Origin of the sequence: Microbacterium sp. Beta (assembly GCF_005502545.1) — a bacterium.
GTDB lineage: Bacteria > Actinomycetota > Actinomycetes > Actinomycetales > Microbacteriaceae > Microbacterium > Microbacterium oxydans.
On sequence record NZ_SCOG01000001.1, the window covers coordinates 332,100 to 357,321 of the forward strand.

A 25,222-nucleotide genomic window follows, 5' to 3' on the forward strand; every position below is an offset into this window, starting at 1 on the left:
CGTTCTCCTCTGGGGTATCAACGGGTTCCGGGCGTGGAGACCGATGCCGCGCGATCCTGCGCCGCACCGCTCCGTGCCGGAGAGGGATCCGCCGCCTGGCTCCGGAAGGAGCGCAGCCGGAGGCTGTTGCCGACGACGAAGACGCTGGAGAACGCCATCGCCGCACCGGCGAGCATGGGGTTGAGCAGACCGAGGGCCGCGAGCGGGATCGCCGCGACGTTGTAGGCGAAGGCCCAGAACAGGTTGCCCTTGATCGTGCCGAGCGTCCGTCTCGAGAGGCGGATCGCGTCCGCGGCGCTGCGCAGATCGCCGCGGACGAGCGTGATGTCGCTCGCCTCGATCGCGACGTCGGTGCCCGTGCCCATGGCCAGCCCCAGGTCGGCCTGGGCGAGCGCGGCCGCATCGTTGACGCCGTCGCCGACCATCGCGACGACCTTGCCCTCGCGCTGGAGCCGGGTGACCACGTCGACCTTGTCCTTCGGCAGCACTTCCGCGATCACCTCGGCGATCCCGACCTCCGCCGCGATCTGCTCGGCCACCGCTCTGTTGTCGCCGGTGAGAAGGATGGGCGTCAGCCCCAGACTCTTCAGCTGCGAGATGGCCTGCGCGCTGGTCGGCTTCACGGTGTCGGCCACCACGAGCACACCACGGGCTTCCCCGTCCCATCCCACGGCGATGGCCGTCTTGCCCTGACTCTCCGCCTCCGCCTTCGCCGAAGCGAGGTCGGCGGGCAGATGCTGCGACCACTCCGCCAGCAGCGATCCACGGCCCACCAGCACGGCATGTCCGTCGACGACGCCCTGGACGCCCTTGCCTTCGACGTTGACGAAGTCCTCCGCCGCGGGGAGCGCTCCGATCTCCTGGGTCGCGGCCTTCGCCACCGCCTGCGCGATCGGGTGCTCCGAGGCATCCTCCACCGCACCCGCAAGGCGGAGCAGCTCCCGCCTGTCGACCCCCGCCGCGGTGTGCACCGCGGTGAGTGTCATCCTGCCGCTGGTGACGGTCCCGGTCTTGTCGAGCACCACCGTGTCGACCTTGCGGGTCGACTCGAGCACCTCAGGACCCTTGATCAGGATGCCCATCTGCGCGCCACGTCCCGTTCCCACCAGCAGCGCGGTCGGCGTCGCGAGACCGAGTGCACACGGGCACGCGATGATGAGGACGGCGACAGCGGCGGTGAAGGCGGCCGATGCCGGGAATCCGGCTCCGAGCCAGGCTCCGAGCGTGGCGAGGGCGATCGCGATGACGATGGGCACGAAGATCCCCGACACACGGTCAGCGAGCCGCTGCACCTCGGCCTTCCCGGTCTGCGCGTCCTCGACCAGCTTCGCCATCTGCGCCAGCTGCGTGTCGGATCCGACGCGCGTGGCACGGATGATCAGACGACCGCCCGCGTTGACGGTCGCGCCGGTCACGGCATCCCCCTCGCCCACCTCCACCGGCACCGATTCACCGGTGAGCATCGAGGCGTCCACCGCTGAGGTCCCCGACACGATGATGCCGTCGGTGGCGATCTTCTCTCCTGGGCGCGCGACGAACTCATCTCCCGGCTTCAGGTCGGCGGTGGGGATCCGCGTCTCGATGCCGTCGCGGATCACGGCGACTTCTTTTGCGCCGAGTTCGAGCAGCGCCCGCAGTGCCGCCCCGGCCTGGCGCTTGGACCTCTTCTCGAAGTAGCGCCCGGCGAGGATGAACATCGTCACCCCGGCGCCCACCTCGAGGTAGATGTTCGCCGCACCGTCGCTGGGTGCCACGGTCAGTTCGAACGGGTGCGTCATGCCGGGTGCCCCCGCGGTCCCGAAGAACAACGCGTACAGCGACCACAGCAGTGCGGCGATCGTTCCCATCGAGATCAGCGTGTCCATGGTGGCAGCGCCGTGCCGGAGGTTCGTCCACGCCGCCTTGTGGAACGGCCACGCCGCCCACACGATGACGGGTCCGGCCAGAGCCAGCGAGAGCCACTGCCAGGAGGTGAACTGCAGCGCCGGGATCATCGCCATCGCGATGACGGGCACGGTCAGGATGATCGAGGCGACGAGCCGGTGCCTGAGGCTGGTCAACTCCGCGTCCGACGCGTCGGTCACCTCGCCGGCGGGCGTCTTCGCTTCTGGCATGGGGAGAACGGCGGTGTAGCCGGTCTTCTCCACCTCCGCGATGAGCAGCGCCGGGTCGAATCCCTCCGGTGCGGTCACCTTGGCCTTCTCCGTCGCGTAGTTCACGGTCGCGGTGATGCCGTCGATCCGGTTGAGCTTCTTCTCGATCCGCATCGCGCACGATGCGCAGGTCATGCCGCCGATCTCCAGCTCGACGCTGGTCGGTGCGGCTGCGGACTGCGTGTCCGTCATGGTGATCTCCTCGATCCTCGCGCTGCCCGTACGACGGCGGGAAGCGCACTTCTTGTGGACGGCTTCAGTGCTCGTCGTGCTCGTCTTCGCCCGTGCCCGTCGACGACCCGTCGGCCGGAGCTTCCGCGTCCAGCACGAACGCTGCGGTGTGCACCGTCCCCTCCACCTGGAAGTCGAGGTAAAGCAGGTATCGTCCCGCGGTGGGCGTCTGGGCGGTGAAGGCCACCTCGGGGCCGGCGACGTCGCCGGGAGCCGGCTCATCGCCGTGCGCGTGGACGTGCAGGTAGGCGAGGTCTCCCTCCCGCAGCGCGACGAGGTGGCCGAAGGCGCCCAGGTAGGGCTCGAGCGTCGTGACGGGCACGCCGTCTCGGCTGACCTCGACGGTCAGCTCGCTCGCAGCACCGGCGACGAGGGCGCCGGTGATCGACACGTCGAAGCCGTCGACGGCCACGCGGCTCTCGGTTCCGGTCGGGGGACGCGGTTGGAAAACGCCCGCGACGTCCACCGTCCGTGAAAGTGTCACCGGCGTCCCGCCCGTCGCGGTGAAGTCCGCATAGACGCGGTAGGTTCCCGCCGCATCCCAGGTCCACGGCAGCGACCACGTGCCCGTGTGTTCGTCCCGTTCGGGATGGACATGGCGGTACCCGCTGCCGTCACTGCGCACCACGATCAGGTGCAGCTGCTTGCCGTGCGCGTTCTCATACGAGGTGACGGGGGTGCCGGCGGCGTCCCGGATCACGAAGGACAGCTCCCCCGCGACTCCGCTTTCGTCCGGCGCTTCGACCACGCCCATGGCGTATCCCGATGCGGCGATGGTCGCTCCACTCACGTCGATCTCCTCGTCCATCCCGTTCTGAGTGTTCTGCTCTGCGCCTTGCGGGGACGGCCCGTCATGACCGGCGCCCGCGCGTCCCATCCAGGACGCAACCGCACTGTCCGGGACGATGGCGCCCGCCGCGGCGAATGCGATGCCGAACACCATCACGAGTCCCGCGCCGTAGAGGCCGAGACGGCCAGCGGTGTTCATCAGGCCGGCACCGCCTGGTATCCGGCCTCGTCGACGGCTGCGAGGATCACCGCATCGTCGAGCGGGTGTGCGCTCGTCACGACGAGCCTGCCGGTCTGTGCGCTGACATCGATCGAGTCGACTCCGGGAACCTGGCCGACCTCGCTGCGGATAGCGACCTCGCAGTGGCCGCAGCTCATCCCGCTCACCTGGTACTCGCTCGTGCTCATGACGGTTCCTCTTTCGTTCTCGCATACCCGGGTGGGGTACTCCTTCACGCCAACCCTATACCCTCCAGGGGTATTCCCGTCAACCGGGCGCGCTCGTCTCGCCGATCGCGCGCATCGCCCGTCAGGGGTGATCGAAGCGTCTCGGTCACGCGGCGGGATGACAGCCTGGACCCGCTGCCGACACTCGGCGAGAAACGAGGATCTGACATGACCGGACACCCCTCCCTGCCTTCGTGGCGCGACACTCCGACCCGCACGGACATCGAGGATTTCGTCGCCGCCGTGACCGTGGGGCCGGACGCAGTCCCCGTCGAGGAGCGGATCGCCGTGTTCGACAACGACGGGACGCTGTGGCCCGAGAAACCCATGATCACCCAACTGCACTATGTCGTCGAGCAGTGGCGAGCCGCCGCCGAGCGCACACCCGAACTCGCCGAGCGCCAGCCCTACCTCGCGGCCGTGAGTGGCGATTACGGCTGGCTGGGCACGGCGATCGACAAGCACTACGGCGGCGACGACTCGGATCTGACGATCATCATCCAGGCGCTCGTCGGGCTCACGCACGGGATGAGCGTCGAGGACTACGCGCGTTCGGTGGCCGAGTTCTATCGCACCGCTCAGCACCCGACATTGAAGCGCCCCTATTCCCAGACGGTCTATCAGCCCATGGTCGAGCTGCTCCGATACCTGGAGCACCACGGCTTCACCTGCTACATCGTCTCCGGCGGCGAGCGCGACTTCATGCGTCCCATGACGCAGGCGAACTACGGTATCCCTCCGGAGCGCGTGGTCGGATCGGCCTTCGGCCTAACATGGGACGATGCGGACGCGACGGTGCGGTATTCCTCCTCCCTCGCCTTCTTCGACGACGGTCCGGAGAAACCCGTCCGCATCTGGACGCGCATCGGCAGGCGCCCGCTGTTCGTCGGCGGCAACTCGAACGGCGACACCGCGATGATGGACTTCGCCCGGCGTGGGCCCCGCCCCGGATTCGCGATCCTGATCCACCACGACGACCCGTCACGCGGTGACACCCCCTATGACGCCGGCGCGGAGAAGGCCCTCGCGAGCGCCGACGACAAGGGCTACACGGTGGTCAGTGTGAAAGACGACTGGGCGACGGTGTTCCCCGCGGCTCCCTGATCACTCACGAGACAGCATGGCCGCGGCCTCGAGTTCGAGATCGCGGTACTGCTCGGTGCTGACGTCGACGCCGACACCCATCAACCTGCCGCCCGTGAACGGGAACGGATTGCGGTACTGCCGACTCACCGGATCCGCGCTGTCCCATCCCACGCAGAGCCCGTCCCCGCACAGGGTGAACTTGCCGACCTGCGCGCGCATCGGCCCGGAGGCGACCGCCTCATCGTCCACGTAGAGCGTGGCTGTCCCCACCGACTCACCGTGCTCGCCGGCGCTCTCGCGGGTGAAGTCCACGCCCAGCGTGTGCGGTCCGGGCGTGAGCTCCGCGGAGGTGAACGTCTGCTCTGGGGGGATGCCGAGGAAGTTGTAGACGTACGAGAGACGGTTGTCCTTGATGAACAAGGTGTGACCACCGAATCTCGATCCGTGCGCGAAGATCACTCCTTCCGCGCCCTCTTCCAGCACGACGTCGGCGACGATCTTGTACGACCGCCCGCGCAGGTTGACTGCGACGCTCTCCGGCACCGCATCGGTCCCCGGGTAGTACACGTAGCGTTCTCGAGCCGGTTCCGCCTGCGGGCGCTCGACGTTGAGCATCTCGCGCGCGGAGCGGTCGTCCAAGGGAAGCGCGAAATTCGCCTTCGCCTCGTCGAACCACGCGGCGATGAGTTCCTGCAGCTTCTCGGGATGCTCGGCCGCGAGATCCTGCGACTCCGAACGGTCCGAATCGACGTGATAGAGCTCCCACTCGTCGTCGTCGAAGTGCCCCTTGCCGCTGAGCGGCGCGTGGACGGCGGCCGCCTTCCAGCCGTCCTTCCAGATGCCGCGTGTTCCGAGCATGGAGTAGTACTGAGTCCGCTTCTGCGTGGGCGCGTCCGGATCGGCGTCGAAGCTGTACTTCATCGACACTCCGTCGAGTGGATGCTGCTGCACCCCTCGGAACGTCTCCGGCATCTCGATCCCGATCACGTCGAGCACGGTGGCGACCACATCGACGGAATGGTGGTACTGATGACGCAGCTCCCCCTTCGCGCTGATCCCCTTCGGCCAGTGGATGACCATCGGGTCGCACGTTCCCCCTGCATACTGCGAGTAACGCTTGAACATCTGGAACGGCGTCGAGAACGCGGCAGCCCACCCGGTCGGATAGTGGTTGTAGGTGTCTGCGGATCCGAGGCGGTCGATCATCGCGAGGTTCTCCGCGAGGTCGTCGGGGTACCCGTTGAAGAACTTGTTCTCATTCACCGAGCCGTCCGGAGATCCCTCCCCCGAAGCTCCGTTGTCGGCGCAGTAGAAGACCAGCGTGTTGTCGAGCTGATCCGTCTCCTCCAGGTAGTCGATGATGCGACCCACCTGCGTATCCGTGTACTCGGAGAATCCGGCGAACACCTCTGCGAAGCGGGCGAACAGCCTCTTCTCGTCGTCGTTGAGCTCGTCCCAGGGGCGCACGCGATCCGCGGGGTTCGCCACGTCGTCGGGAAGCGGGTTGAGCGGGGTCATCGCCGTGCCCTCCGGCAGCACCCCCTTCTTGATCATGCGATCGAGCGCCCACTCCCGGTAGGCGTCGCCCGACGAGTTGTGCACAATTGAATGACGTGCAATGCTATCTTGGTGCCGATGACCGATGAGATGCTCTGCTTCTCCCTGTACTCCGCCGCGCGTGCCACCACGCAGGCATACCGGACGCTGCTCGCCCCCTGGGGTCTGACGTATCCGCAGTATCTGGTGCTCGCCGCACTCTGGCTCGACGGCGAGCAGACGATCGGGTCGCTGGGGGCGGTGATGCGCCTGGACTCCGGCACGCTCTCCCCCCTCGTCCGGCGACTCGAGCAGGCCGGACTCGTGACCAGGACACGCGGCCGCGACGACGAGCGTGTGGTGACGGTGACCCTCACCGACAAGGGCCAGGACCTGCGGGCCGAGGTGGCCCCCATCCACACCACCATCGCGTCGATCTCCGGGCTCCAGGACGAGGAGCATCGCCGTCAGCTCATCGCCGAACTGCACGACATCACCGACCGCCTTCAGAAGACCACGAAAGATCTCGCCGACGCCCACCAGAGCGACCGGCCCTGATCGACACCCCGAGAGAGAACGGAATCGCCATGCGCGCACTCATCCACCCCACCTTCGGCACTCCGGAGGAAGTCCTCCGAGTCGAAGATCGACCTCTTCCGGAGCCCGGCGACGGCCAGGTCCGTCTGCGGATCGTGCTCTCCCCCATCCACAACCACGACCTGTGGACCGTTCGCGGCACATACGGCTTCAAGCCGGAGCTCCCCGCCGCGTCGGGGACCGAGGCCCTCGGCGTCGTCGACGCGCTCGGTGCCGGAGTCGAGCACCTCGAGGTGGGCCAGCGCGTCGCCACCGGCGGAACCTTCGGCGCCTGGGCCGAGTACATCGTGACGAATGCCGCCGGACTGATCCCGATCCCGGACGGCCTTCCTGACGAGACGGCGGCTCAGCTGGTCTCGATGCCCTTCAGCGCGATCACGCTGCTGGACTTCCTCGATGTGCAGGCCGGCGGCTGGATCGTGCAGAACGCCGCGAACGGAGCTGTCGGACGCATGCTCGCTCAGCTCGGCTCAGCGCGCGGAGTGAACGTGCTCGGGCTGGTGCGTCGGACAGCGGGGGTCGACGAGCTCCGCGCACAGGGCATCGAAAGGATCGTCGCGACCGATCAGCCCGATTGGAAGGAGCAGGTCGAGGCGATCACCGGAGGTGCGCCGATCACCGCCGGCGTCGATTCCGTCGGTGGTGCATCCGCCGGCCAGGTTCTCTCGCTGCTCGCGGAAGGCGGCACGTTGGTCGCGTTCGGAGCGATGGACTCCCCCACCATGGAGATCGCCTCCTCCGACGTGATCTTCAAGCAGGCCACAGTGAAGGGCTTCTGGGGCAGCAAGGTGATCCCGAGCCTCGATCAGGCCACCCGTAGCGCACTGTTCGGTGAGCTGTTCCAGCGTCTCGCCGACGGCAGCCTGACGTTGCCCGTGGCCGGCATCTTCGACGCCGCCGACATCAGCGCGGCCGTGCGTGCGAGCGACACCCCGGGTCGCGTCGGCAAGGTGCTGCTGCGCTTCTGAGCTGCACGCCGACGAGGGACTTCCGGATGTCGGCGCCCCGGTGCAGAGTGTGGCCATGGAGATCACACTCGGACAGCCCGATGGGCTCGTCGTCAGTCCTGCATTCAGCCATGTGGCCGTCGTCCCGCCAGGGGCGACGACAGTGTACGTCGGCGGCCAGAACGGTGTCGACGTCACCGGAGCCGTCGTCTCGAGCGATGCCGGCGAGCAGTCCGCTCGCGCCGTCGAGAACGCCAGGATCGCCCTCGAGTCCGTGGGTGCAGGGCTCGAAGACGTGATCAGCTGGACGGTGCTGATCCATCAGGACGCGGACCTGCGCGCGGCGTACGGTGCGGTCGCCTCACGGCTGGCGCGGGACGGAGCCCCACCCCTCGTCACCGCGGCGCTCGTGGCGGGCCTCGGAGTCCCGGGTGCCCTGATCGAGGTGAGCGCGGTCGCGGCCGTGCTCCGCCCCTGAGCGGACGACGCTTCCCTCGATGTCCCGGTGCGGGGTCAGATCCTTCCCCGCACGGGTGTGCGCTCGACGCCATCATCCTCCGGCGCCGTCATCTCCGCGCGGACTCCGAGCAGTCGCACCTCTCGCTCCGGATCGAGCGTGCCGGCCAGCGCCGCGGCAACCGCGACGAATTCCGCGCGGTCCGTGGTCGGCGCGGAGAGCTTGCGGCCGAAGGTCTTGGTCTCGAACGGGGCATATCGCACCTTGAGGTGCACGCGGACGACCGGCCGCCCCTCCACCGCGCAGTCGTCGAACGCGTGGGCGGCGAGATCGCGGATCGCCGCATCGACCTGCTCCGGCGTCGTGAGGTTCTCCTGGTACGTCGTCTCCCGGCTGTGGCTTCGCGCAACCCACGGCGTGTCGTCGACGCTGCTCGGGCCGATCCCTGAACCCAGCCCGTGATACCAGACGCCCATCCGCGGTCCGAACTCGGTCACGAGGGTCTGCTCGTCCGCCTCGGCGAGATCTCGCACCGTCGCGATGCCGTGGACCGCGAGACGCTTCTGCACCTTCGGCCCGACACCCCAGAGGTCGCGCGTCGGCCTGTCGCCCATCACCTCGAACCAGTTGTCCGCGGTGAGGCGGAACACACCGCGGGGCTTGCCGAACTCGGTGGCGATCTTCGCCCTGACCCTGTTGTCCCCGATCCCCACCGAGCAGTGCAGCTGTGTCGCCTCGAACACGGCTTCCTGCGCGGACGAGGCCACACCTTCGGGAGAGTCCGTCTGCACCCCGAGGAAGCACTCGTCCCATCCCACCACTTCGAGCACCACGTCCGGCAGCGCACGGAGAGCAGCCATGACCTCGTCGGATGCCCGTGCGTAGGCGTCCCGATCGAGCGGGAGGAACACGGCATCGTCCGGCGCCTTCCGCGCCGCGATCTTCAACGGCATGCCCGAGCCGATCCCGAACGCACGGGCTTCGTAGGAAGCGGTCGACACCACCGCCCGCTCGGTCGGATCGCCGCGTCCGCCCACGATCACCGGGCGACCGGCCAGCTCCGGTCTGCGCAGCACCTCCACCGCGGCGATGAACTGATCCATGTCCACGTGCAGCACCCAATCGGCCATGCAACGAGTGTGACCGGTGCCGACGTGGATGTCACCCCTCGATCGTCACCGGATCGCGAGGCCGATCGCGGTGACCACGACAGCGAACAACGGCAGGGTTCCCTGCATCGCCGCAGCACGCACCTTGGTCCGATCGGAGAGCACGAGCACGAGCGCGGCGGCGAGCATCATCCCGGTTCCGGCGAAGACGAGGGTGAGACCCGCCGTCTCGGCTCCGACGATCACGAGGCCGATGCCGAGCAGGGCCGTCAGTGCGAGGAAGAGGTTGTAGAAGCCCTGGTTGAAGGCCAGCTGCTTCATCGTGACCGCGTCCGCCTCGCTGGGGACGCCGAAGATCTTCCTCGTCTCCGGCTCGGTCCACCGCAGCGACTCGAGCGCGAAGATGAAGACGTGGAAGGCCGCAGCTGCGGCGGCGAGGACGAGACCGACGATGAGCATGGGCTGATTCTTCCGTTCCCGGGGGCCGGGAGCAAGCCGACGGCACCGGCGCGCACGAACCTCCTCGTCACAGGAGGAAGATCGGAAGAAGTCCCGGGTTGTGTGCGTGTACCAGCACGGCGAACACCACAGCATCGAAGAGCAGGTGCACCGTCACGACATAGGCCAGCGAGTGCGTCCGCACGAAGATGTACCCCTGCAGCAGGGCGAACGGGATCGTCAACAGGGGTCCCCACTCTCGGTAGCCCAGCTCCCACAGGAAGGAGACGAAAACGATGGCCTGCAGGACGTTGGCGAGCAGGTCGGGAAAGTGTCGGCGCAGCAGGGCGAACACGGTGCAGATGAAGAACAGCTCGTCCCAGATGCCCACGGCGCCGACCCCGACGAAGAGACGGGCGATGAGGTCAGGAGTGTCCACGACCGGCCAGTTCTGGTACACCCCGCTGGTGATGAAGTAGAAGGGCAGGATCAGCCAACCCAGCAGGAGCACCGCCACGAGCCACCCCCATTGCAGCCGTCCCCAGCGCTTGTGCGTGCGCCAGGGGAAGCCGATGGCACGGTCTCGATAGACGAACCTCGAGATCAGGTAGGGCACCGCCACCGCGCCGCCCAGGGCGAGCGTGAACCGCAGCATCGCGAGGTTGTCGAGTTCCGCTGCCAGCGGGATGATGCTCACGATCAGCATGCCGATCGCGATCAGCGAGAGATCGCGGGTGAGCGAAGGACGGCGTGGGCTCCCGGCTGGATCCGCACCCCGCTCACCGCCGCGACGTTCGACGACACGGCGTTCGAGGAGACCGGCGACTGCGATGCCGGCGGCGAGGAGCGTCCAGCCCAGCCACGGGATCTCCAGCACGAAGAATGCCGGAGCAGCGGCGCACACGAGGAGCGCGGGAAGGAGCCCCGTCCGCGACGCCGTGTCGCGCCGCGTGTCGGTCACGCGCGGGTCCTGCGCCGGTACACGAGATCGCGGATATCCCGTCCCTTCGCGATGCCCTTGCGCTCGAACGCGGTCATGACGCGACCGTCGAAGCGTTCGGCCCACTCCCCCTCGAACGCACGCTCGAACAGCGGATCCGCGTCGAGCACATCGCGCATCTGCAGGGCGTAGTCCTCCCAGTCGGTCGCGAGCCTCAGCAGGCCGCCGTCACGGAGCGCTCGCGCTGCGGCGTCGCCGAATCCCGGTCTCACCAGGCGTCGCTTGGTGTGCTTCTTCTTGTGCCAGGGGTCAGGGAAGAAGATCCACACCTCGCGTGCTGCCGCCTCAGGGAGGAACGATGAGAGGACCTCCGGCGCATTCGCCTCGACGACGCGCAGGTTGCGTGCGCCCTCCCTGTCGGCGTCGAGCATGGTCCTGGCGAGGCCGGCGCGGAACACCTCGACGGCGAGGAAGTCGTCCTCGGGGCGCGACGAGGCCGCGGCCACGATCGCGTGGCCTTGGCCCGATCCGACCTCCACGTAGAGGTCAGCGGTGCGCCCGTACTCGGTCGCAGGATCGAGGCGCGCCTCGGGGTGCACGGAGGTCCAGGCGACGTCACGCGGAACGTCGAGCAGATAGTGCGGGCCGAGCTCGGCGAAGGCGCGCTCCTGCGCGTCGGACATCCGGCCGCTGCGGCGCACGAACGACACCGGCTCGTCTCGGAAGGTACGGGGTTCGGGCATGTTTCCAGGGTAGCCGTCGACGTCCGTCGCTCCGGCGTCCCCGATTCCCGGGCTCAGGCCGTCGGCGCGGTGACGAAGTCGATGAGCTCCTCCACACGGCCCAGCAGCGCCGGTTCCAGGTCCCGGTAGGTCGTGACCTTGGAGAGGATGTGCTGCCACGCGCGCGCGATGTCGGCGTGCGTCTCGTGCGGCCAGCCGAAGGCACGGCAGATGCCGCCCTTCCACTCGATGCCGCGCGGGATCTCCGGCCATTTCGCGATGCCGAGGGCCCGAGGCGTCACACACTGCCAGACATCGACGAACGGGTGGCCGACGATGCGCAGATGGCGTCCGTGCGGGCCCCGGGCGACCGCGTCGGCGATGCGCGATTCCTTCGAGCCAGGGACGAGGTGGTCGACGAGCACGCCGTACCGCCGAGTCGCGCTGGGTGGCTCTGCGGCCAGCAGGTCGTCGAGCAGGTCGACGCCCTGGAGGAACTCGACGACGACGCCCTCGACCCGCAGGTCGGCACCCCACACCTTCTCGACGAGTTCGGCATCGTGCTTGCCCTCGACGAGGATTCGGCTGGGCAGAGCGACGCGGGCGCGCTGATCGGCCACCACGAACGATCCGGATGCCGTGCGCCGCCGCCCTTGATCGGCAGCACCGGGCACGATCAGCCTCACGGGTGCGCCGTCGATGAGGAACCCTCCGCCGAGGGGGAACAACCGCCGACGGCCCACGCGGTCCTCCAACTCGACGTTGCCGCCCTGGACACGTGTGACCGCACCGCAGAAGCCGTCGTCGGCGACCTCGACCACGAGATCCGGCTCGGCCGCGACCTGGGGCACCTTCTTCGCGCCGCGCTCGCGCCAGCCCGCCGCGAGCACATCGGAACCGTAGATGTCGTCCATGCCTTCCAGCGTATGTGCCTCCGCTGAGGGCGAACGGCGAACCCGTGTCGAGTGCTGTCGCGTGTCGGGCCCAGTGCATAGACTCGTGGCATGGGGCTCGGCTGCCGGTCGGAGGGAACACGATGACGAAACGGTGGCTCACGCTGGCCGCACTCGCTCTCGCCGTTGTCGCCGGTGCGTTCAGCACCTCCGCAGCATCCGCGACCGATCCCGTCACGCTCGATGCCGGATACGTCACCGACCAGGCCGGAGTGCTCAGTGCCGACGAAGAGGCGACGGTGGAGGCCCGGCTCCAGGAGCTGACGGACAATTCGAGCGCCGATCTGTTCGTCGTGCTCGTCGACGACTTCACGAACCCATCCGACAACGTGCAGTGGGCCGACACGGTCGCGCAGAACAACAACCTCGGCACCGAACAGTACCTCCTGGCGATCGCGGTCGACGGGCGCAGCTACTACATCTCCGCTGCCCCCGACGGCCCGGTGAGCTTCGGCCAGCTCGACAGCATCGAGGACAAGATGGTCCCCTTCGCCGCGGACGGCGATTGGGTCGGCGCCATCACTCTCGCCGCCGACGAGATCCAGGGCGACGGGGGCGCCGGCGCGCTCCGCATCGGGCTGATCGTCGTCGCCGTCGTCGTCGTCGCGCTGCTCGTGTGGCTCGTCGTGGCACTGGTGCGCGGAGCCCGCCGGCGGGCGGAGATCCGCGAGCGAGGCGCCATGCCGGAGACGCCGGACCCCGCCGACCCCTTCTCCACTCTCACCGACCAGCAGGTCGAGACGCAGGCAGGACTCGCGCTCGTGCAGGCGGACGATGCCATCACCTCGAGCAAGGAGGAGCTCGGCTTCGCCGTCGCGCAGTTCGGCGATGCAGCCACCGAGGAGTTCACTCGGGTCGTCGATGCGGCGAAGGCGAAGATCTCCGAGGCTTTCGATCTGAAGCAGAAACTCGACGACGAGATCGAGGATTCGATCCACGACCGCCGCGCGTGGCACATACGCATCATCCGGATCGCCGACGAGATCGACGACATCCTGGACGACAACACTGCGGCGTTCGACGAGCTCCGAAAGCTCGAGCAGAACGCCCCGCAAGAGCTCGAGCGCGTCCGCGGTGAGCGCGCGGCGCTCGACGCCGCCCTCGCCTCTGCGGAGCCTGCCCTCGACGCGCTGTCCGCCACCTATGCCCCTGCGGCTCTCGCCACGGTCGCGGACAACCCCGTGCAGGCACGCGAACGGGCCGACCTCGCGGATCGGTCGATCGCGGCGGCGGCGCAGGCCATCGCAGCCGGACGTTCAGGCGAGGCCGCGTTCGCGATCCGCACCGCCGAGCAGTCCGTCGCACAGGCCGCCCAGCTCGTCCAGGCGGTGACGGCGCTGGGAGCGGAGCTGTCGACGCTCGAAGCTCAATCTCGTGCCCTCATCGCCGAACTGCAGAGCGACCTCGCGGCCGGGCAGCAGCTGCCCGACCCCTCGGGTGCCATCGCCGCTGCGGCTTCCGCCACGGCCCAGCAGCTCGGGGCGGCGCAGACCGATCTGAGCGGTACCGCCCGCGATCCACAGCGAGTGCTCGAGGCTCTCACCGCCGCGAACACGCAGATCGACGCCGCGATCGCACAGGGCAGGGAGAGCGTCGAACGTGCCCGCCGGGTGCAGCAGCTGCTCGAGCAGACTCTCACGCAGGCGAACTCCGAGATCCGCGCGGCTCGGGACTTCATCGAGACCCGTCGAGGGACGGTGGGCTCCACCGCGCGCACCCGCCTCGCGAACGCGGAGGCGAGCCTGTCGCAGGCGCTGAATCTGCGGGCAACCGACCCCGATGCCGCGCTCGCGGAGGCGAACCGTGCGCTCGCTCTGGCGACGCAGGCCACGTCGGCCGCGCGGTCGGACGTGCAGGCGTACACCCCTTCCGGCTACGACCAGGGCGGCTTCGGCGGCCCGTTCGGCGGGTCCGGATCCTCGTCGGGCGGCTCAGGACTCGGCGGCGACATCCTCGGAGGCATCATCGGTGGGCTACTCGCCGGCGGTGGCGGCGGCTCTTCCCGTCGAGGAAGCAGCAGCGGATGGCGCTCCTCCGGCGGCGGCTTCCGGAGCTCCGGTTTCGGAGGCGGCTCCCGCAGCAGCGGCCGCAGCGGCCGATCAGGAGGTAGACGCTTCTGATCCCCCACACAGACATGTACGACAAGCTCTCGAAGACGCCCTCTGAAAGGAACCACGCATGACCAAGCAGTCCATCTTCGGACGTATCTCGACCCTCGTCCGCGCGAACATCAACTCCTTGCTGGACTCTGCGGAAGACCCGCAGAAGATGATCGACCAGCTCGTTCGCGACTACACGAACAGCATCGCCGACGCCGAGTCCGCGATCGCCGAGACCATCGGCAACCTGCGCCTGCTCGAGCGCGACCACGAGGAAGACGTCCAGGCATCGACCGAGTGGGGCAACAAGGCTCTCGCCGCCAGCCGCAAGGCCGACGAGATGCGCGCGAGCGGCAACACGGCCGACGCGGACAAGTTCGACAACCTCGCCAAGATCGCTCTGCAGCGTCAGATCAGCGCCGAGCGCGAGGCCACCGGCGCCGAGCCGCAGATCGCGGCGCAGACCGAGATCGTGGACAAGCTCAAGAGCGGCTTGAACGGCATGAAGGACAAGCTGGTCGAGCTCAAGAACAAGCGCAGCGAACTCCTCGCCCGCGCCAAGGTCGCCGAGGCGCAGACCCGCGTCCAGGACGCCGTGGGCTCGATCAACGTGCTCGACCCCACCAGCGAGCTGGGACGGTTCGAAGACAAGGTCCGCCGCCAGGAGGCCATCGCTCAGGGCAAGATCGAGCTCGCAGCGTCGAGCCTCGACGCCCAGTTCGAGAGCCTCGAGGATCTCGGCGAGCTGACCGAGGTCGAGGCACGTCTGGCCGAGCTCAAGGCCGGCGGCGGCGCTCCCCGCCAGGCCATCGAAGGCAACTGACATCACCGGGCGGATGCCTCGGCCGCGGGCCGAGGCATCCGTCCCCTCTTCTTCGGAGGCACTCATGGTGCGATTCCTCGTCATCCCGCAGTGGCAGGGCTCGCCCGCAGCGCGCGCGATGCTCCTCACGGACGGCGCTGCAGCGATCGCCGGAGATCTCCCCCGCGCGGCGACGACCGTTCTCGACGTTCCTGTCGAAGCCGGTGAATCCCTCGGCACAGGTGTACGCCGTCTGAGCGCTCTGCTGCGCACTCGTGAACTCGTGCACGGGCACATCGACTCCGACACCGTCGTGATCGGGGGCGATTGCAGCATCACCGTCGCCGCGCTCGACGCATTGCCGGGCGGAACCGACGACCTCGCCGTGGTGTGGTGCGACGCGCATGCCGACATGCACACGCCGGACACGTCCCCTTCCGGTGCCTTCTCGGGCATGGCACTGCGGGCTGTGCTCGGCGAGGGCGAGGAGCAGCTCGTGCTCTCGCCCGCGATCCCCGCCGATCGCGTGATCACCGTGGGCATGCGGAACCTCGATGACGCGGAGGTCGAGCAGCTCGCGCCTCTGACGAATCTCTCCGTCGACGACCTCGCAGATCCCGAGGCGCTGCTCGGCGCGGTCCGCGCGACCGGGGCATCACGGGTCTGGGTGCACATCGACGTCGACGTGCTCGATCCGTCCGACTTCGCCGGTGTCTCGTCGTCGGTGCCGTTCGGGCTGTCCCCCGCCGCGCTGAGCACCGCCATCCGCGCACTGCGCTCGGAAGTGCCGCTCGCTGGCGCGACCATCGCAGGTTTCGCACCGAGGTCACCGGCCGATGCCGTCGATGATCTCGGCGCACTGCTGCGACTGGTCGGAGCGGTGGCATGACGACGGCTCCTGACTGGCGACCCGCGGCGAGTGCCGCCCTGGCCCGGGGCCGACGTCTCGACCGCCGCATCCCCTCCTTCCTGCTGCGCTCCCCGATCAGCCGCCTGGGCTACCTGTGGGGCACCGCCGTCGGCTGGCTGTGGGGCTCGCTGTGGAGCACAGGACCCGTCGAACGGCGGGCGGGCCTGTGGATCTTCCAGGGCATGCCGGCATGGACGTTCAATCGCGGCGGAGTGTGCGTCGGCGGCTGCTTCCTGACCGGAGACGTGCGACCGAGCGAGGCCGTGCTCCGTCATGAGGCTGTGCACAAGGCGCAGTGGCTCCGCTACGGGTTCCTGATGCCGATCCTGTACTTCCTCGCGGGGCGTGACCCCCTGCGCAACCGCTTCGAGATCGAGGCAGGGCTCGAAGACGGCAACTACGTTCGACGGACGCGCTGACCCTACGACGGTCTCTGCACGGACGTCTCAGGCCGCGAGTGTCCGATTCGGATCAGGCGCGCGGACGCGGCGTCAGCGGTCGGCGGGCAGCAGGCCGAAACGCTCGGGGGTACGGATCAGCGTCGGCGAGACCTCGAGATGACTCGTCAGGTGCTCGACGATGTCGGCCGTGCCGAGGTAACCGCCGAGCAGTGTGACGTGGGTCTCGATCTCGTCGTCGCACATCATCTCGTCCGCCCAGGCGCAGGTCGCACGGGTGAGCGCCTGACCGGCTGCGCACGCACGGCTGCTTCCGGGAGCCCCGGAACGCTGCTCACGAGCGAGCCACGTGACCGTCATGCGACCGGGAGCCTCGATGACGCCGATGTCGGCGACCGTCGGCACCTCGATGAAGATGCGCCCGGAGGCGCACAGTGGCAGCGTCGTCAGGAACACCTCGAGCTCCGTGAGGGAGTTCTCATCAGCCGTCACCAGGTGATGGGCGCGCCGACGCGCTGCGCGACGTTCGGCGCGCGTGCCGCGGGTCTCGAGCGAGGTGTTCATGGTGTCTTCATCGTACACCAAGTGAAGGCTTGCCTAACCTGGTAGTCGCTGCGCGATGATCATGCACGCTCCGGCCGCTGCTCGCGCTCGACGAGTGCGACGGCCAGGGCGTCGAGCTCATCGTCGGTCATCCCCTGCGCGCGCAGATACCCGGCAGCCGAGCCCCATCGTTCGTCGACCTGCGCGAGCAGACGGCGCATCACGGGAGCCGGCGATTGCGTCGCTAGCGCCACCGCGTGCACAGCCTCCGGGTGCTGCGTGCGCAGGTAGTCGGCGATCCACCGGGTGCGCTGAGCCGGCAGCTGAGACTCGGTGAGCGCGTAGTCGGCTATGACGGCCTCCCGATCCGCACCGACCGCGGAGAGCGCGAGGGCGACGGTCACGCCCGTCCGGTCCTTACCCACAGTGCAGTGCACCAGCGTGCGCCCGCTCGCCGCGATGATGCGGATGGCCGCGACGAGCCGCTCCCCGCTCTCTTCGAGGAGGTGGAGGTAGAGGTCGTCGAGACTGGTGTCCGCCTCGAAGAAGGAACGGACGGATCCGAGGAACAGCGGGAGGTGGGTGGTGTCCGGCCCGTCGATCTCCGTCGGCTCGGCTGCGACCTCTTCGCCGTCTCGCAGGTCGACGATGTGCGAGACACTCTCCCGCAACGCGGCGGCGCCCGCGGTGGTCGCTCCGGAGAGCTGTCCGGAGCGCAGGAGGACGCCGGAGCGGATCCGACCGCCCTCCGCCGGCATGCCTCCCACGTCGCGGACGTTGGAGACCCCTTCGACGACGAGGATCGTCATCCCGCCGCCTGCGGTCCTCGCGGGGGCACCGGGTAGCGGCCGGCGATCACGATCCTGTTGAAGGCGTTGATCGAGACGCATGCCCAGCTGAGCGCCGCGTACTCCTTCTCGGTGAAGACGCTTCCGACCTGGTCGTACACCTCGTCGGAGATCCCGTCCTCCGAGATGAACGTGAAGGCCTCGGCGAGTTCGAGAGCGGCGCGCTCCCGCTCGCTGAAGACACCGCTCTCACGCCACGTGGGGATCTGGGTCAGTGTGTCGGCGTCGACGCCCGCAGCGACCGCCCTGTCGACGTGGATCCGCGCACAGTAGGCGCAGCCGTTGAGCTGCGAGCAATGGATCATGACGAGCTCTTTGAGACGGTCGTCGATGCCGTTGGCCGCGCAGATCTGGCCCACCGTCTTCGAGAACGCGTCAAGCGCCTGGTACGCGGCCGGCTCGGTCTTGGACAGGTGCACACGCGTCTCGCTCATGACTCCATGATATTCGGCGGACGAGCGGGAAGCTCTGCCGCAGACCAACCGGAGCTTGGATCAATATGCCCATCAAATCCAGTCCTCATGCGACATAATGCGACACGTTGCGAAATATTCTCTTGTCATACTGGTCCGGCATTTCCGACGCCGCTTCCCGAGGGCGCAGAATGTGGAGGTGGCGATCGACAACAGCGAGTTCAGCTATCTTCCCGCACAGGCCGAAGCGCTCGGCGTACCGGTTCCGCCGGTCACGCGCCTCACCCTCCCACTCGCCGACGGCCGCATCCTGAGCGCCCTGCGTTTCGGTAGCGAAGCACCGCGTGTGACGCTGCTCCACGGCGCCGGCCTGAACGCACACACCTGGGACACCACCGCCCTCGCCCTGCAGCAGCCGCTGCTCGCGATTGATCTCGCCGGACACGGCGACTCCTCCTGGCGGGACGACGTCGACTACACGCCGCGCACACTCGCTCGTGACGTGGCCGCAGCGCTCGACGCCTGGGTGGAAGGGCCGCAGGTCGTGGTCGGGCAGTCCCTCGGCGGACTCACCGGCGCTGCTCTGGCAGCAGCGCGACCGGATCTGGTGTCCGAGCTCATCGTGGTCGACATCACTCCCGGCATCGATGTGAGTGCCGGCCCGGCGGCGCTGCGCGAGTTCTACGCGGGCCCGACCGACTTCGCGACACGCGACGAGCTCGTCGACAAGGCGATCTCACTGGGGTTCGGGGGCTCCCGACCCGAGACAGAGCGCGGTGTCTTCCTGAACACGCGAGTGCGCGAGGACGGGCGGGTGGAGTGGAAGCACCACTTCGCACACCTCGCCGCCCAGACACTCGCCGCTCACGACCCCGGGTCCCCGACCACACCGTCGGTGCTGCATGAGACGGGCTGGGATGATCTGACCGCGGTCACCGTACCGGTCACCCTGGTGCGTGCCGCACGCGGATTCGTGAGTGAAGCCGACGCCGTCGAGCTCCAGCGACGCGTCCCCGCGGCTGAGGTGGTCGTGCTCGACGCCACCCACAACGTGCAGGAGACCGCGCCGGTCGCCCTCGCCGGTCTGATCGACGCCGCCGTGCCCGCCCTCGGAATATGACGTTCCGTTCCACACCCGACCCTGACCCCTTCTCACATCTCTAGGCTCGATTCCACGGCACACAGCAGTTGCCGCACCGAGAGGAAACACCCATGTTCCGACGTACCCGACGTCTCGCGCTGATATCCGCCCTCGCGGCCACCGCCGTCATCCTCAGCGCCTGCTCCGGCACCACCGAGCCGGAGACCAGCAGCTCACCCGGTGCCCCCGACCCGAGCGCCACTCTCCACGTCGGCCTCGTCCTCGAGCCCACCAACCTCGACATCCGCCACACCAGCGGCGCCGCACTCGAGCAGATCCTGATCGACAACATCTACGAGGGCCTCGTCACGCGCACGCAGGACAACGAGATCGAGGGGCGTCTCGCCTCCGACTACGAGGTCTCCTCGGACGGGCTCACATACACCTTCACCCTCAACGACGGCGTGGTCTTCCACGACGGCACGCCGCTGACGTCGGCGGACGTCGTCTCCTCGTACGAGACCGTGCGCACGGACGCCACCGTGCAGGGCAACGCGGACTTCGCGTCGGTCACAGCGATCACGGCGCCGGACCCGACCACGGTTCAGATCACCCTGTCCGCTCCGAACCAGAACTTCCTCTTCGCGCTCACCGGCCCGGCCGGTCTCGTGTTCAAGACCGGCGACACCACCGATCTGAAGACCGCGGAGAACGGCACAGGTCCCTTCACGCTGACGCGCTGGAACAAGGGAAGCACCATCACCTTCGCGCGCAACGACGCCTACTGGGGGGATCCTGCCGGCGTCGCCCAGGTCGAGTTCCAGTACATCCCCGACTTCACCGCCGGCGTCAACGCCGCACTGGCCGGCGACGTCGACGTGCTCACGGCCGTCGACCCGAACCTCGCGCCTCAGCTCGAAGACTCCGGGGACTTCACCCTCACCACGGGGCGCACCACCGACAAGGCCACTCTCGCGTTCAACAACAAGAAGGCGCCGCTCGACGACGTGCGGGTGCGCGAAGCCCTGCGCCTCGCCATCGACCATGAGGCTCTCATCGACGCGGTCGGCGCCGGCACGGCACTGTACGGGCCCATCCCCGAACTCGACCCGGGCTACGAGGACCTGTCCGACGTGATCTCCTACGACCCGGAGAAGGCGAAGAAGCTCCTCGCTGAGGCTGGTCAGGAGGACCTCGAGCTGACCCTCACGATCCCCTCGTTCTACGGCACGACCGTGCCCAAGGTGCTGATCTCGGACTTCAAGAAGGTCGGCGTGACGCTCGAGGTGAACTCGGTCGAGTTCCCCACCTGGCTGGAGGACGTGTACACGAACCACGACTACGACCTCAGCTTCGTGCTGCACGTCGAGCCGCGCGACTTCGGCAACTTCGCCAACCCCGACTACTACTTCGGCTACGACAACGCCGAGGTGCAGGATCTGTACACGAAGGCTCTGGCCGAGGTCGACCCCGACAAGTCCGCCGACCTGCTGGCACAGGCAGCGCGCATCGTCTCGGAAGACCACGCCGCCGATTGGCTCTACAACGGAGAGACGATCACCGCCGTGAGCCCCATCGTGTCGGGCTTCCCCGAAGACTCGATCAACTCCCGCATCAACCTCACGGGCGTCACCGTCTCCGCTGAGAAGTAGCAAGCGATCACCGCGTCGTGATCCGCTATGCGCTCGTCCGGGGAGCCCTGCTCATCGCAGGGCTCCTCGTGTCGAGCGCGCTCATCTTCCTGACGCTGCGCGTCTTCCCCGGCGACGTCGCACAGCTCATCGCCGGCACGCAGGCCTCACCCGCCGAGGTCGAAGCGCTCCGCGAATCCCTCGGCCTGAATCGCCCGCTCCTCGCCCAGTACACCGACTGGATCGGGGGCATCTTCCGCGGCGATCTCGGCACATCGCTGCTGTCCGGCGCCTCCGTCGGCGAAGAGATCCTCCTCAAGTCCCAGGTCACCGTTCCGCTCGGAGCGATGTCGCTCCTGATCGCCGTCGTCATCGCTGTGCCGTTCGGGATCCTCGCCGCCCTTCTTCGCAATCGGCGCGGCGGGACGGCGCTCAGCGTCGGAGCCCAGACGCTCGCCGCCGTCCCCGTCGTCTGGGCCGGCATGATGCTGATCGTCGTGTTCTCGGTATGGCTGGGATGGCTTCCTCCCCAGGGCTTCCCCCGCACCGGCTGGTCCACACCGGGGAAGGCGATCGAGTCGCTGCTGCTCCCCGCGCTCACGATCGGGATCGTCGAGGGGGCGATGCTCATGCGGTTCGTACGCAGCGCGACCCTGCAGGCAGCGGGACAGGACTTCGTCCGCACCGCCGCCGCGAAGGGTCTCACCCGTACCCGAGCCCTCATCCAGCACGGCATCCCCGCCGTCGGCCTCTCCATCATCACCGTGCTCGGGCTCCAGGTGGCCGGCATCATCGTCGGGTCCGTCGTGATCGAACAGCTGTTCACCCTGCCGGGGATCGGCCGTATGCTCGTGGCCGATGTCGGCACGCGCGATCTGATCAAGGTGCAGAGCGAACTCCTCGTCCTCACCGGATTCGTCTTGGTCGTCGGTTTCCTGGTCGACCTCCTGCACCGCGCGATCGATCCTCGTCAGCGGGAGTCCGCATGAATCCGCGCTGGCTCTCCCGCCTCTGGGACACCTCCACAGGACGCTTCGGCATCGTCGTCGTCCTGGTGATCGTCATGACAGCGCTGATCTCGCTCCTCTGGACACCGTTCGATCCGCAAGCCTCGGACATCGGCGATCGGTGGCTGCCGCCGAGCTGGCCCCACGTCCTCGGCACCGACGACACCGGACGCGACATCCTGAGTCTGCTGATGGCTGGTGCCCGCACGACGGTGTTCGTGAGCGTGGGGGCCGGTATCGTCGCCACGGCTGTGGGGATCGCCCTGGCCGCACTCGGAGCGCTCACTGCACGGTGGATGCGGGAGACCGTCGCCGTGCTCGTCGACATCCTGATCGCCTTCCCTGTGCTGTTGATCGCGATGATGATCTCCTCTGTCTGGGGCGGTTCGCTCTGGGTCGTGATCTGGGCGGTCGGCATCGGCTTCGGCGTCAACATCGCGAGGGTCACGCGTCCGGAGCTGCGCCGCGTGCAGCAGAGCGACTTCGTCCTCGCCGCCAGAGCCGCAGGGCTCACCCCCGCGCAGAGCCTGGTGCGCCACCTGCTGCCGAACGTGGCACCCGTCTTCATCGTGCAGCTGTCCTGGTCGATGGCCGTCGCCGTCCTCGCGGAGGCCGGCCTGTCGTACCTGGGTTTCGGCGCCTCCGTGGTCGATCCGAGCTGGGGCCTGCTGCTCGCCGACCTCCAGCGCTACATCGGGGTGCATCCGTTGTCGGTCATCTGGCCGGGACTCGCCATCACGATCACGGTGCTCGCGCTGAACCTGCTGGGTGACGGTCTGCGCGAGGCGACGGATCCGACGCTGCGGCACCGCTCCGCCGAGATCCACACTCCGGGGGTGGTCGCATGAGCCTGTCGGTGCAGGACCTCGTGATCGAGATCGACGGTCGGCCGGTGGTCGACGGCGTCTCCTTCGAGGTCGCAGACGGAGCGAGGCTCGGGCTGATCGGGGAATCCGGCTCGGGGAAGTCGCTCACCGCCCTCGCGGTGCTGGGACTGCTCCCCGACGGTGCGACCGCCAGGGGAAGCATCCGCTGGAACGGGATCGAACTGATCGGGATGCCGGACCGCGAGCTCGCGCGCCTCCGAGGAGACGACATCGGCATCGTGTTCCAGGAGCCCCGCACCGCGCTCAACCCGATCAGGACCGTCGGCCGCCAGATCGCGGAATCGATCCGCATCCACGAAGGGCTCGGACGCCGCGCGGCGCGAGAACGGGCGATCGCGGAAGCGGCTCGGGTGCGGCTGCCCGACCCGGAGTCGATCGTCGACCGCTACCCGCACCAGCTCTCCGGCGGTCAGAGGCAGCGCGTCGCGATCGCGATGGCTCTCGCCTGTCGTCCGCGTCTGCTCATCGCAGACGAGCCGACCACGGCATTGGATGTCACGATCCAGGCGGAGATCCTCTCCCTGCTGCTGACGCTCGTCGCGGACGAGGGCATGTCGCTGGTCTTCATCACCCACGATCTCGCCGTGCTCGCCCAGGTCGCGACCGAGGGTGTCGTGCTCGAACATGGCAAGGTCGTCGAAGCCGCACCGGTCCCCACCCTTCTGTCGAGTCCCGCTTCGCCGATCACGCAGGGACTGCTGCGTGATGCGACGGCCACGCTCTGGCGTCCGGACGGGGGCGCCGCATGAGCCTGATCGAAGCACGAGGCCTCAGCCGGGACTTCTTCGCACCGAAGCGCTCCGCGTTCGAGCGTGCCCGAACCGTGACCGCCCTGGCCCCGACCGACCTCGACATCGTCGAGGGGTCAGCGGTCGGCATCATCGGCGAGTCGGGATCGGGCAAGTCCACCCTGGTGCGACTGCTGCTGGGACTCGACCGCCCGACATCCGGCTCTGTGACGGTCGACGGACGTGCCGTGGACGCATCCGCTCCCGCGAAGTCCCTGCACTGGCTGCGGCGGGAGACGGGATTGGTCTTCCAGGATCCCTACGCGTCCCTGGACCCGCGCATGACGGCAGGCCAGATCGTCCGCGAACCGCTGTGGGCGCTCGGCGTCGAAGGCGACCACCGCGCGCGCGTCCGCGAGGTACTGGCCCAGGTGGGCCTCGAGCCCGACATGGCAGACCGGTATCCCCACGAGTTCTCCGGCGGGCAGCGTCAACGGATCGCGCTCGCGAGGGCGATCGTCCACGGTCCGCGGGTCCTGGTCGGGGACGAACCCCTGTCCGCCCTGGACGTCACCGTGCGCGCGCAGATCCTCGAGCTGCTGATCGAGCTGCGACGCACGGGCAACCTCACACTCGTGCTCGTGTCTCACGACATCGGCGTGGTGCAGAACCTCTGCGACACGGTCGTCGTGATGAAGGACGGGCGCGTCGTCGAACGGGGCGCGACGAGCGATGTGCTCCTGCACCCCACGCAGGACTACACCAGGAGGCTGCTCGCGGCGATCCCCGTCATCCCCACCCCGCCGGGCGGTTGAGCGGACGAGGTGAACGGGGTGCGCCCCTCCGGGCATCAGCGTCGCGCGCCGAACAGCTTTCCTCGTCGCCGCCCCGTCGGCGTGAGCACACGACGCATGTACACGGTGCCGAGGTCCCTGCCGAACTTGTAGCCGACCCGCCCCATCCGTCCGGCCTCGACGAAGCCGAGCTTCTCGTGCAGTCGGATCGACGCCTCGGCGCCATGATCGCTGATGACCGCGACCATCTCGCGCAGACCGATCTGCTCGCAGGCGTCGATGAGTGCTTGCAGCAGCGCCGCGCCGAGCCCCTTGCCCCCGGCTCCCGGACCGAGGTAGATCGAGTCCTCGACCGTGTACTTGTAGGCGTTCTTCCCCGCCCAGGGCTGCGCCAGCGCGTAGCCCATCACTTCGCCGCCCGGGGACACCGCCACGAGGAACGGCAGCTGCAGCCTGGTCAGCAGCGCGTACTTCTCGCGCCAGTAGGGGATGCTGCTGCGGCGCTCGTCGAGGGTCACGGCCGAGTTGCTCACGAAGTGGTTGTATATCTCACGCACGTGCGGCAGATCCGCCGGGCGGACCGGGCGGATCGCATAGGAGAACACCTCGGGGGCCGGGGCAGGTCGGAGATGGCGCGGGAGAACGCGGCGACGGTCCCCCGGCTCGAACTGCATGC

General features: G+C 68.4%; 27 protein-coding genes. 14 read left to right on the forward strand and 13 right to left on the reverse strand.

The window, feature by feature from the left end:
* Positions 1 to 17: 17 nt before the first annotated feature.
* From FFS56_RS01625 to FFS56_RS01635, 3 genes are all read right to left on the reverse strand, one after another.
* Complete coding sequence (locus tag FFS56_RS01625; RefSeq protein WP_046746402.1) at positions 18 to 2,345, reverse strand: heavy metal translocating P-type ATPase; 2,328 nt, start codon at positions 2,343 to 2,345, stop codon at positions 18 to 20.
* Between the two features lie 64 nt (positions 2,346 to 2,409).
* Positions 2,410 to 3,372, reverse strand: coding sequence for a heavy-metal-associated domain-containing protein (locus FFS56_RS01630; RefSeq protein WP_127012327.1), 963 nt, complete (start codon positions 3,370 to 3,372; stop codon positions 2,410 to 2,412).
* Entirely contained in the window at positions 3,372 to 3,581 is a 210-nt protein-coding gene (locus tag FFS56_RS01635; RefSeq protein ID WP_046746404.1) for a heavy metal-associated domain-containing protein, read from the reverse strand. Before FFS56_RS01635 ends, FFS56_RS01630 begins: the two co-directional genes overlap by 1 nt.
* Positions 3,582 to 3,788: 207 nt before the next feature.
* On the opposite strand from FFS56_RS01635, the gene FFS56_RS01640 reads away from it, so the two are divergent.
* Positions 3,789 to 4,724, forward strand: a complete 936-nt coding sequence (locus FFS56_RS01640) for an HAD family hydrolase (RefSeq protein ID WP_127012328.1) — start codon at positions 3,789 to 3,791, stop codon at positions 4,722 to 4,724.
* Here FFS56_RS01640 and FFS56_RS01645 read toward each other — a convergent pair whose 3' ends face one another.
* On the reverse strand, positions 4,725 to 6,308 hold the full coding sequence (locus FFS56_RS01645; RefSeq protein ID WP_233437292.1) for a sulfatase-like hydrolase/transferase: 1,584 nt from the start codon (positions 6,306 to 6,308) through the stop codon (positions 4,725 to 4,727). It abuts the gene before it with no gap.
* Positions 6,309 to 6,341: 33 nt separating this feature from the next.
* Between FFS56_RS01645 and FFS56_RS01650 the strand changes: the two genes are divergently transcribed.
* The 3 genes from FFS56_RS01650 to FFS56_RS01660 are packed head-to-tail and all read left to right on the forward strand — an operon-like array spanning position 6,342 to position 8,264.
* A complete protein-coding gene (locus FFS56_RS01650) occupies positions 6,342 to 6,800 on the forward strand; it encodes a MarR family transcriptional regulator (protein WP_227750928.1) in 459 nt (152 codons plus the stop codon).
* A 29-nt stretch (positions 6,801 to 6,829) separates the two neighbouring features.
* Positions 6,830 to 7,807, forward strand: a complete 978-nt coding sequence (locus FFS56_RS01655) for a zinc-binding dehydrogenase (protein WP_127012329.1) — start codon at positions 6,830 to 6,832, stop codon at positions 7,805 to 7,807.
* Positions 7,808 to 7,862: 55 nt separating this feature from the next.
* Complete coding sequence (locus FFS56_RS01660) at positions 7,863 to 8,264, forward strand: RidA family protein (protein ID WP_046749442.1); 402 nt, start codon at positions 7,863 to 7,865, stop codon at positions 8,262 to 8,264.
* A gap of 35 nt (positions 8,265 to 8,299) precedes the next feature.
* Here FFS56_RS01660 and FFS56_RS01665 read toward each other — a convergent pair whose 3' ends face one another.
* From FFS56_RS01665 to FFS56_RS01685, 5 genes are all read right to left on the reverse strand, one after another.
* Positions 8,300 to 9,373 carry a DNA polymerase IV gene (locus FFS56_RS01665; RefSeq protein ID WP_127012330.1) on the reverse strand — a complete coding sequence of 358 codons (1,074 nt, stop codon included), beginning with the start codon at positions 9,371 to 9,373 and terminating at the stop codon, positions 8,300 to 8,302.
* 45 nt (positions 9,374 to 9,418) lie between these two features.
* Complete coding sequence (locus tag FFS56_RS01670; RefSeq protein ID WP_046749444.1) at positions 9,419 to 9,811, reverse strand: DUF1304 domain-containing protein; 393 nt, start codon at positions 9,809 to 9,811, stop codon at positions 9,419 to 9,421.
* A 67-nt stretch (positions 9,812 to 9,878) separates the two neighbouring features.
* Positions 9,879 to 10,751, reverse strand: a complete 873-nt coding sequence (locus tag FFS56_RS01675; protein ID WP_046749445.1) for a CPBP family intramembrane glutamic endopeptidase — start codon at positions 10,749 to 10,751, stop codon at positions 9,879 to 9,881.
* Positions 10,748 to 11,473, reverse strand: coding sequence for a tRNA (guanosine(46)-N7)-methyltransferase TrmB (trmB, locus tag FFS56_RS01680; protein ID WP_046749446.1), 726 nt, complete (start codon positions 11,471 to 11,473; stop codon positions 10,748 to 10,750). The genes FFS56_RS01675 and trmB overlap by 4 nt, the downstream gene beginning before the upstream one ends.
* Positions 11,474 to 11,526: 53 nt before the next feature.
* A complete protein-coding gene (locus FFS56_RS01685; protein ID WP_137772320.1) occupies positions 11,527 to 12,366 on the reverse strand; it encodes a DUF3097 domain-containing protein in 840 nt (279 codons plus the stop codon).
* Positions 12,367 to 12,488: 122 nt separating this feature from the next.
* On the opposite strand from FFS56_RS01685, the gene FFS56_RS01690 reads away from it, so the two are divergent.
* From FFS56_RS01690 to FFS56_RS01705, 4 genes are all read left to right on the forward strand, one after another.
* Positions 12,489 to 14,525, forward strand: coding sequence for a TPM domain-containing protein (locus tag FFS56_RS01690; RefSeq protein WP_127012332.1), 2,037 nt, complete (start codon positions 12,489 to 12,491; stop codon positions 14,523 to 14,525).
* A gap of 58 nt (positions 14,526 to 14,583) precedes the next feature.
* Positions 14,584 to 15,327, forward strand: a complete 744-nt coding sequence (locus FFS56_RS01695; RefSeq protein WP_046749449.1) for a PspA/IM30 family protein — start codon at positions 14,584 to 14,586, stop codon at positions 15,325 to 15,327.
* Positions 15,328 to 15,391: 64 nt separating this feature from the next.
* Positions 15,392 to 16,195, forward strand: a complete 804-nt coding sequence (locus FFS56_RS01700) for an arginase family protein (protein WP_046749450.1) — start codon at positions 15,392 to 15,394, stop codon at positions 16,193 to 16,195.
* Entirely contained in the window at positions 16,192 to 16,635 is a 444-nt protein-coding gene (locus tag FFS56_RS01705; RefSeq protein WP_058631339.1) for a hypothetical protein, read from the forward strand. The genes FFS56_RS01700 and FFS56_RS01705 overlap by 4 nt, the downstream gene beginning before the upstream one ends.
* A gap of 72 nt (positions 16,636 to 16,707) precedes the next feature.
* Here the strand turns inward: FFS56_RS01705 and FFS56_RS01710 are convergent, their stop codons facing one another.
* The 3 genes from FFS56_RS01710 to FFS56_RS01720 are packed head-to-tail and all read right to left on the reverse strand — an operon-like array spanning position 16,708 to position 18,439.
* A complete protein-coding gene (locus FFS56_RS01710; protein WP_046749452.1) occupies positions 16,708 to 17,178 on the reverse strand; it encodes an SIP domain-containing protein in 471 nt (156 codons plus the stop codon).
* 59 nt (positions 17,179 to 17,237) lie between these two features.
* Complete coding sequence (locus tag FFS56_RS01715) at positions 17,238 to 17,966, reverse strand: tyrosine-protein phosphatase (protein WP_082682561.1); 729 nt, start codon at positions 17,964 to 17,966, stop codon at positions 17,238 to 17,240.
* On the reverse strand, positions 17,963 to 18,439 hold the full coding sequence (locus FFS56_RS01720; RefSeq protein WP_046749454.1) for a carboxymuconolactone decarboxylase family protein: 477 nt from the start codon (positions 18,437 to 18,439) through the stop codon (positions 17,963 to 17,965). Before FFS56_RS01720 ends, FFS56_RS01715 begins: the two co-directional genes overlap by 4 nt.
* A 172-nt stretch (positions 18,440 to 18,611) precedes the next feature.
* On the opposite strand from FFS56_RS01720, the gene FFS56_RS01725 reads away from it, so the two are divergent.
* The 6 genes from FFS56_RS01725 to FFS56_RS01750 all read left to right on the forward strand — a co-directional run bounded on the left by FFS56_RS01725 (position 18,612) and on the right by FFS56_RS01750 (position 24,567).
* Complete coding sequence (locus tag FFS56_RS01725; RefSeq protein WP_046749455.1) at positions 18,612 to 19,538, forward strand: alpha/beta hydrolase; 927 nt, start codon at positions 18,612 to 18,614, stop codon at positions 19,536 to 19,538.
* A 92-nt stretch (positions 19,539 to 19,630) separates the two neighbouring features.
* Positions 19,631 to 21,151, forward strand: coding sequence for an ABC transporter substrate-binding protein (locus tag FFS56_RS01730; protein WP_046749456.1), 1,521 nt, complete (start codon positions 19,631 to 19,633; stop codon positions 21,149 to 21,151).
* A gap of 17 nt (positions 21,152 to 21,168) precedes the next feature.
* Positions 21,169 to 22,119, forward strand: a complete 951-nt coding sequence (locus FFS56_RS01735; protein WP_127012334.1) for an ABC transporter permease — start codon at positions 21,169 to 21,171, stop codon at positions 22,117 to 22,119.
* The gene (locus FFS56_RS01740) at positions 22,116 to 22,985 is read left to right on the forward strand and encodes an ABC transporter permease (protein WP_046749458.1); all 870 of its coding nucleotides are present in this window, start codon (positions 22,116 to 22,118) and stop codon (positions 22,983 to 22,985) included. The genes FFS56_RS01735 and FFS56_RS01740 overlap by 4 nt, the downstream gene beginning before the upstream one ends.
* Entirely contained in the window at positions 22,982 to 23,773 is a 792-nt protein-coding gene (locus FFS56_RS01745; protein WP_046749459.1) for an ABC transporter ATP-binding protein, read from the forward strand. Before FFS56_RS01740 ends, FFS56_RS01745 begins: the two co-directional genes overlap by 4 nt.
* The gene (locus FFS56_RS01750; RefSeq protein ID WP_046749460.1) at positions 23,770 to 24,567 is read left to right on the forward strand and encodes an ABC transporter ATP-binding protein; all 798 of its coding nucleotides are present in this window, start codon (positions 23,770 to 23,772) and stop codon (positions 24,565 to 24,567) included. Before FFS56_RS01745 ends, FFS56_RS01750 begins: the two co-directional genes overlap by 4 nt.
* Before the next feature lie 35 nt (positions 24,568 to 24,602).
* Here FFS56_RS01750 and FFS56_RS01755 read toward each other — a convergent pair whose 3' ends face one another.
* Positions 24,603 to 25,220: a GNAT family N-acetyltransferase gene (locus FFS56_RS01755; RefSeq protein ID WP_046749461.1), complete on the reverse strand. Its 618-nt coding sequence runs from the start codon at positions 25,218 to 25,220 to the stop codon at positions 24,603 to 24,605.
* Positions 25,221 to 25,222: the final 2 nt, after the last annotated feature.

Coding starts and splice junctions, on each gene's coding strand:
- FFS56_RS01670 (WP_046749444.1), bottom strand. CDS start 9,811: ATGCTCATCGTCGGTCTCGTCCTCGCCGCCGCAGCTGCGGCCTTCCAC.
- FFS56_RS01650 (WP_227750928.1), top strand. CDS start 6,342: ATGACCGATGAGATGCTCTGCTTCTCCCTGTACTCCGCCGCGCGTGCC.
- FFS56_RS01635 (WP_046746404.1), bottom strand. CDS start 3,581: ATGAGCACGAGCGAGTACCAGGTGAGCGGGATGAGCTGCGGCCACTGC.
- FFS56_RS01665 (WP_127012330.1), bottom strand. CDS start 9,373: ATGGCCGATTGGGTGCTGCACGTGGACATGGATCAGTTCATCGCCGCG.
- FFS56_RS01660 (WP_046749442.1), top strand. CDS start 7,863: ATGGAGATCACACTCGGACAGCCCGATGGGCTCGTCGTCAGTCCTGCA.
- FFS56_RS01655 (WP_127012329.1), top strand. CDS start 6,830: ATGCGCGCACTCATCCACCCCACCTTCGGCACTCCGGAGGAAGTCCTC.
- FFS56_RS01705 (WP_058631339.1), top strand. CDS start 16,192: ATGACGACGGCTCCTGACTGGCGACCCGCGGCGAGTGCCGCCCTGGCC.
- FFS56_RS01625 (WP_046746402.1), bottom strand. CDS start 2,345: ATGACGGACACGCAGTCCGCAGCCGCACCGACCAGCGTCGAGCTGGAG.
- FFS56_RS01740 (WP_046749458.1), top strand. CDS start 22,116: ATGAATCCGCGCTGGCTCTCCCGCCTCTGGGACACCTCCACAGGACGC.
- FFS56_RS01715 (WP_082682561.1), bottom strand. CDS start 17,966: ATGACGATCCTCGTCGTCGAAGGGGTCTCCAACGTCCGCGACGTGGGA.
- FFS56_RS01710 (WP_046749452.1), bottom strand. CDS start 17,178: ATGAACACCTCGCTCGAGACCCGCGGCACGCGCGCCGAACGTCGCGCA.
- FFS56_RS01630 (WP_127012327.1), bottom strand. CDS start 3,372: ATGAACACCGCTGGCCGTCTCGGCCTCTACGGCGCGGGACTCGTGATG.
- FFS56_RS01750 (WP_046749460.1), top strand. CDS start 23,770: ATGAGCCTGATCGAAGCACGAGGCCTCAGCCGGGACTTCTTCGCACCG.
- FFS56_RS01685 (WP_137772320.1), bottom strand. CDS start 12,366: ATGGACGACATCTACGGTTCCGATGTGCTCGCGGCGGGCTGGCGCGAG.
- FFS56_RS01730 (WP_046749456.1), top strand. CDS start 19,631: ATGTTCCGACGTACCCGACGTCTCGCGCTGATATCCGCCCTCGCGGCC.
- FFS56_RS01690 (WP_127012332.1), top strand. CDS start 12,489: ATGACGAAACGGTGGCTCACGCTGGCCGCACTCGCTCTCGCCGTTGTC.
- FFS56_RS01700 (WP_046749450.1), top strand. CDS start 15,392: ATGGTGCGATTCCTCGTCATCCCGCAGTGGCAGGGCTCGCCCGCAGCG.
- trmB (WP_046749446.1), bottom strand. CDS start 11,473: ATGCCCGAACCCCGTACCTTCCGAGACGAGCCGGTGTCGTTCGTGCGC.
- FFS56_RS01695 (WP_046749449.1), top strand. CDS start 14,584: ATGACCAAGCAGTCCATCTTCGGACGTATCTCGACCCTCGTCCGCGCG.
- FFS56_RS01640 (WP_127012328.1), top strand. CDS start 3,789: ATGACCGGACACCCCTCCCTGCCTTCGTGGCGCGACACTCCGACCCGC.
- FFS56_RS01720 (WP_046749454.1), bottom strand. CDS start 18,439: ATGAGCGAGACGCGTGTGCACCTGTCCAAGACCGAGCCGGCCGCGTAC.
- FFS56_RS01755 (WP_046749461.1), bottom strand. CDS start 25,220: ATGCAGTTCGAGCCGGGGGACCGTCGCCGCGTTCTCCCGCGCCATCTC.
- FFS56_RS01745 (WP_046749459.1), top strand. CDS start 22,982: ATGAGCCTGTCGGTGCAGGACCTCGTGATCGAGATCGACGGTCGGCCG.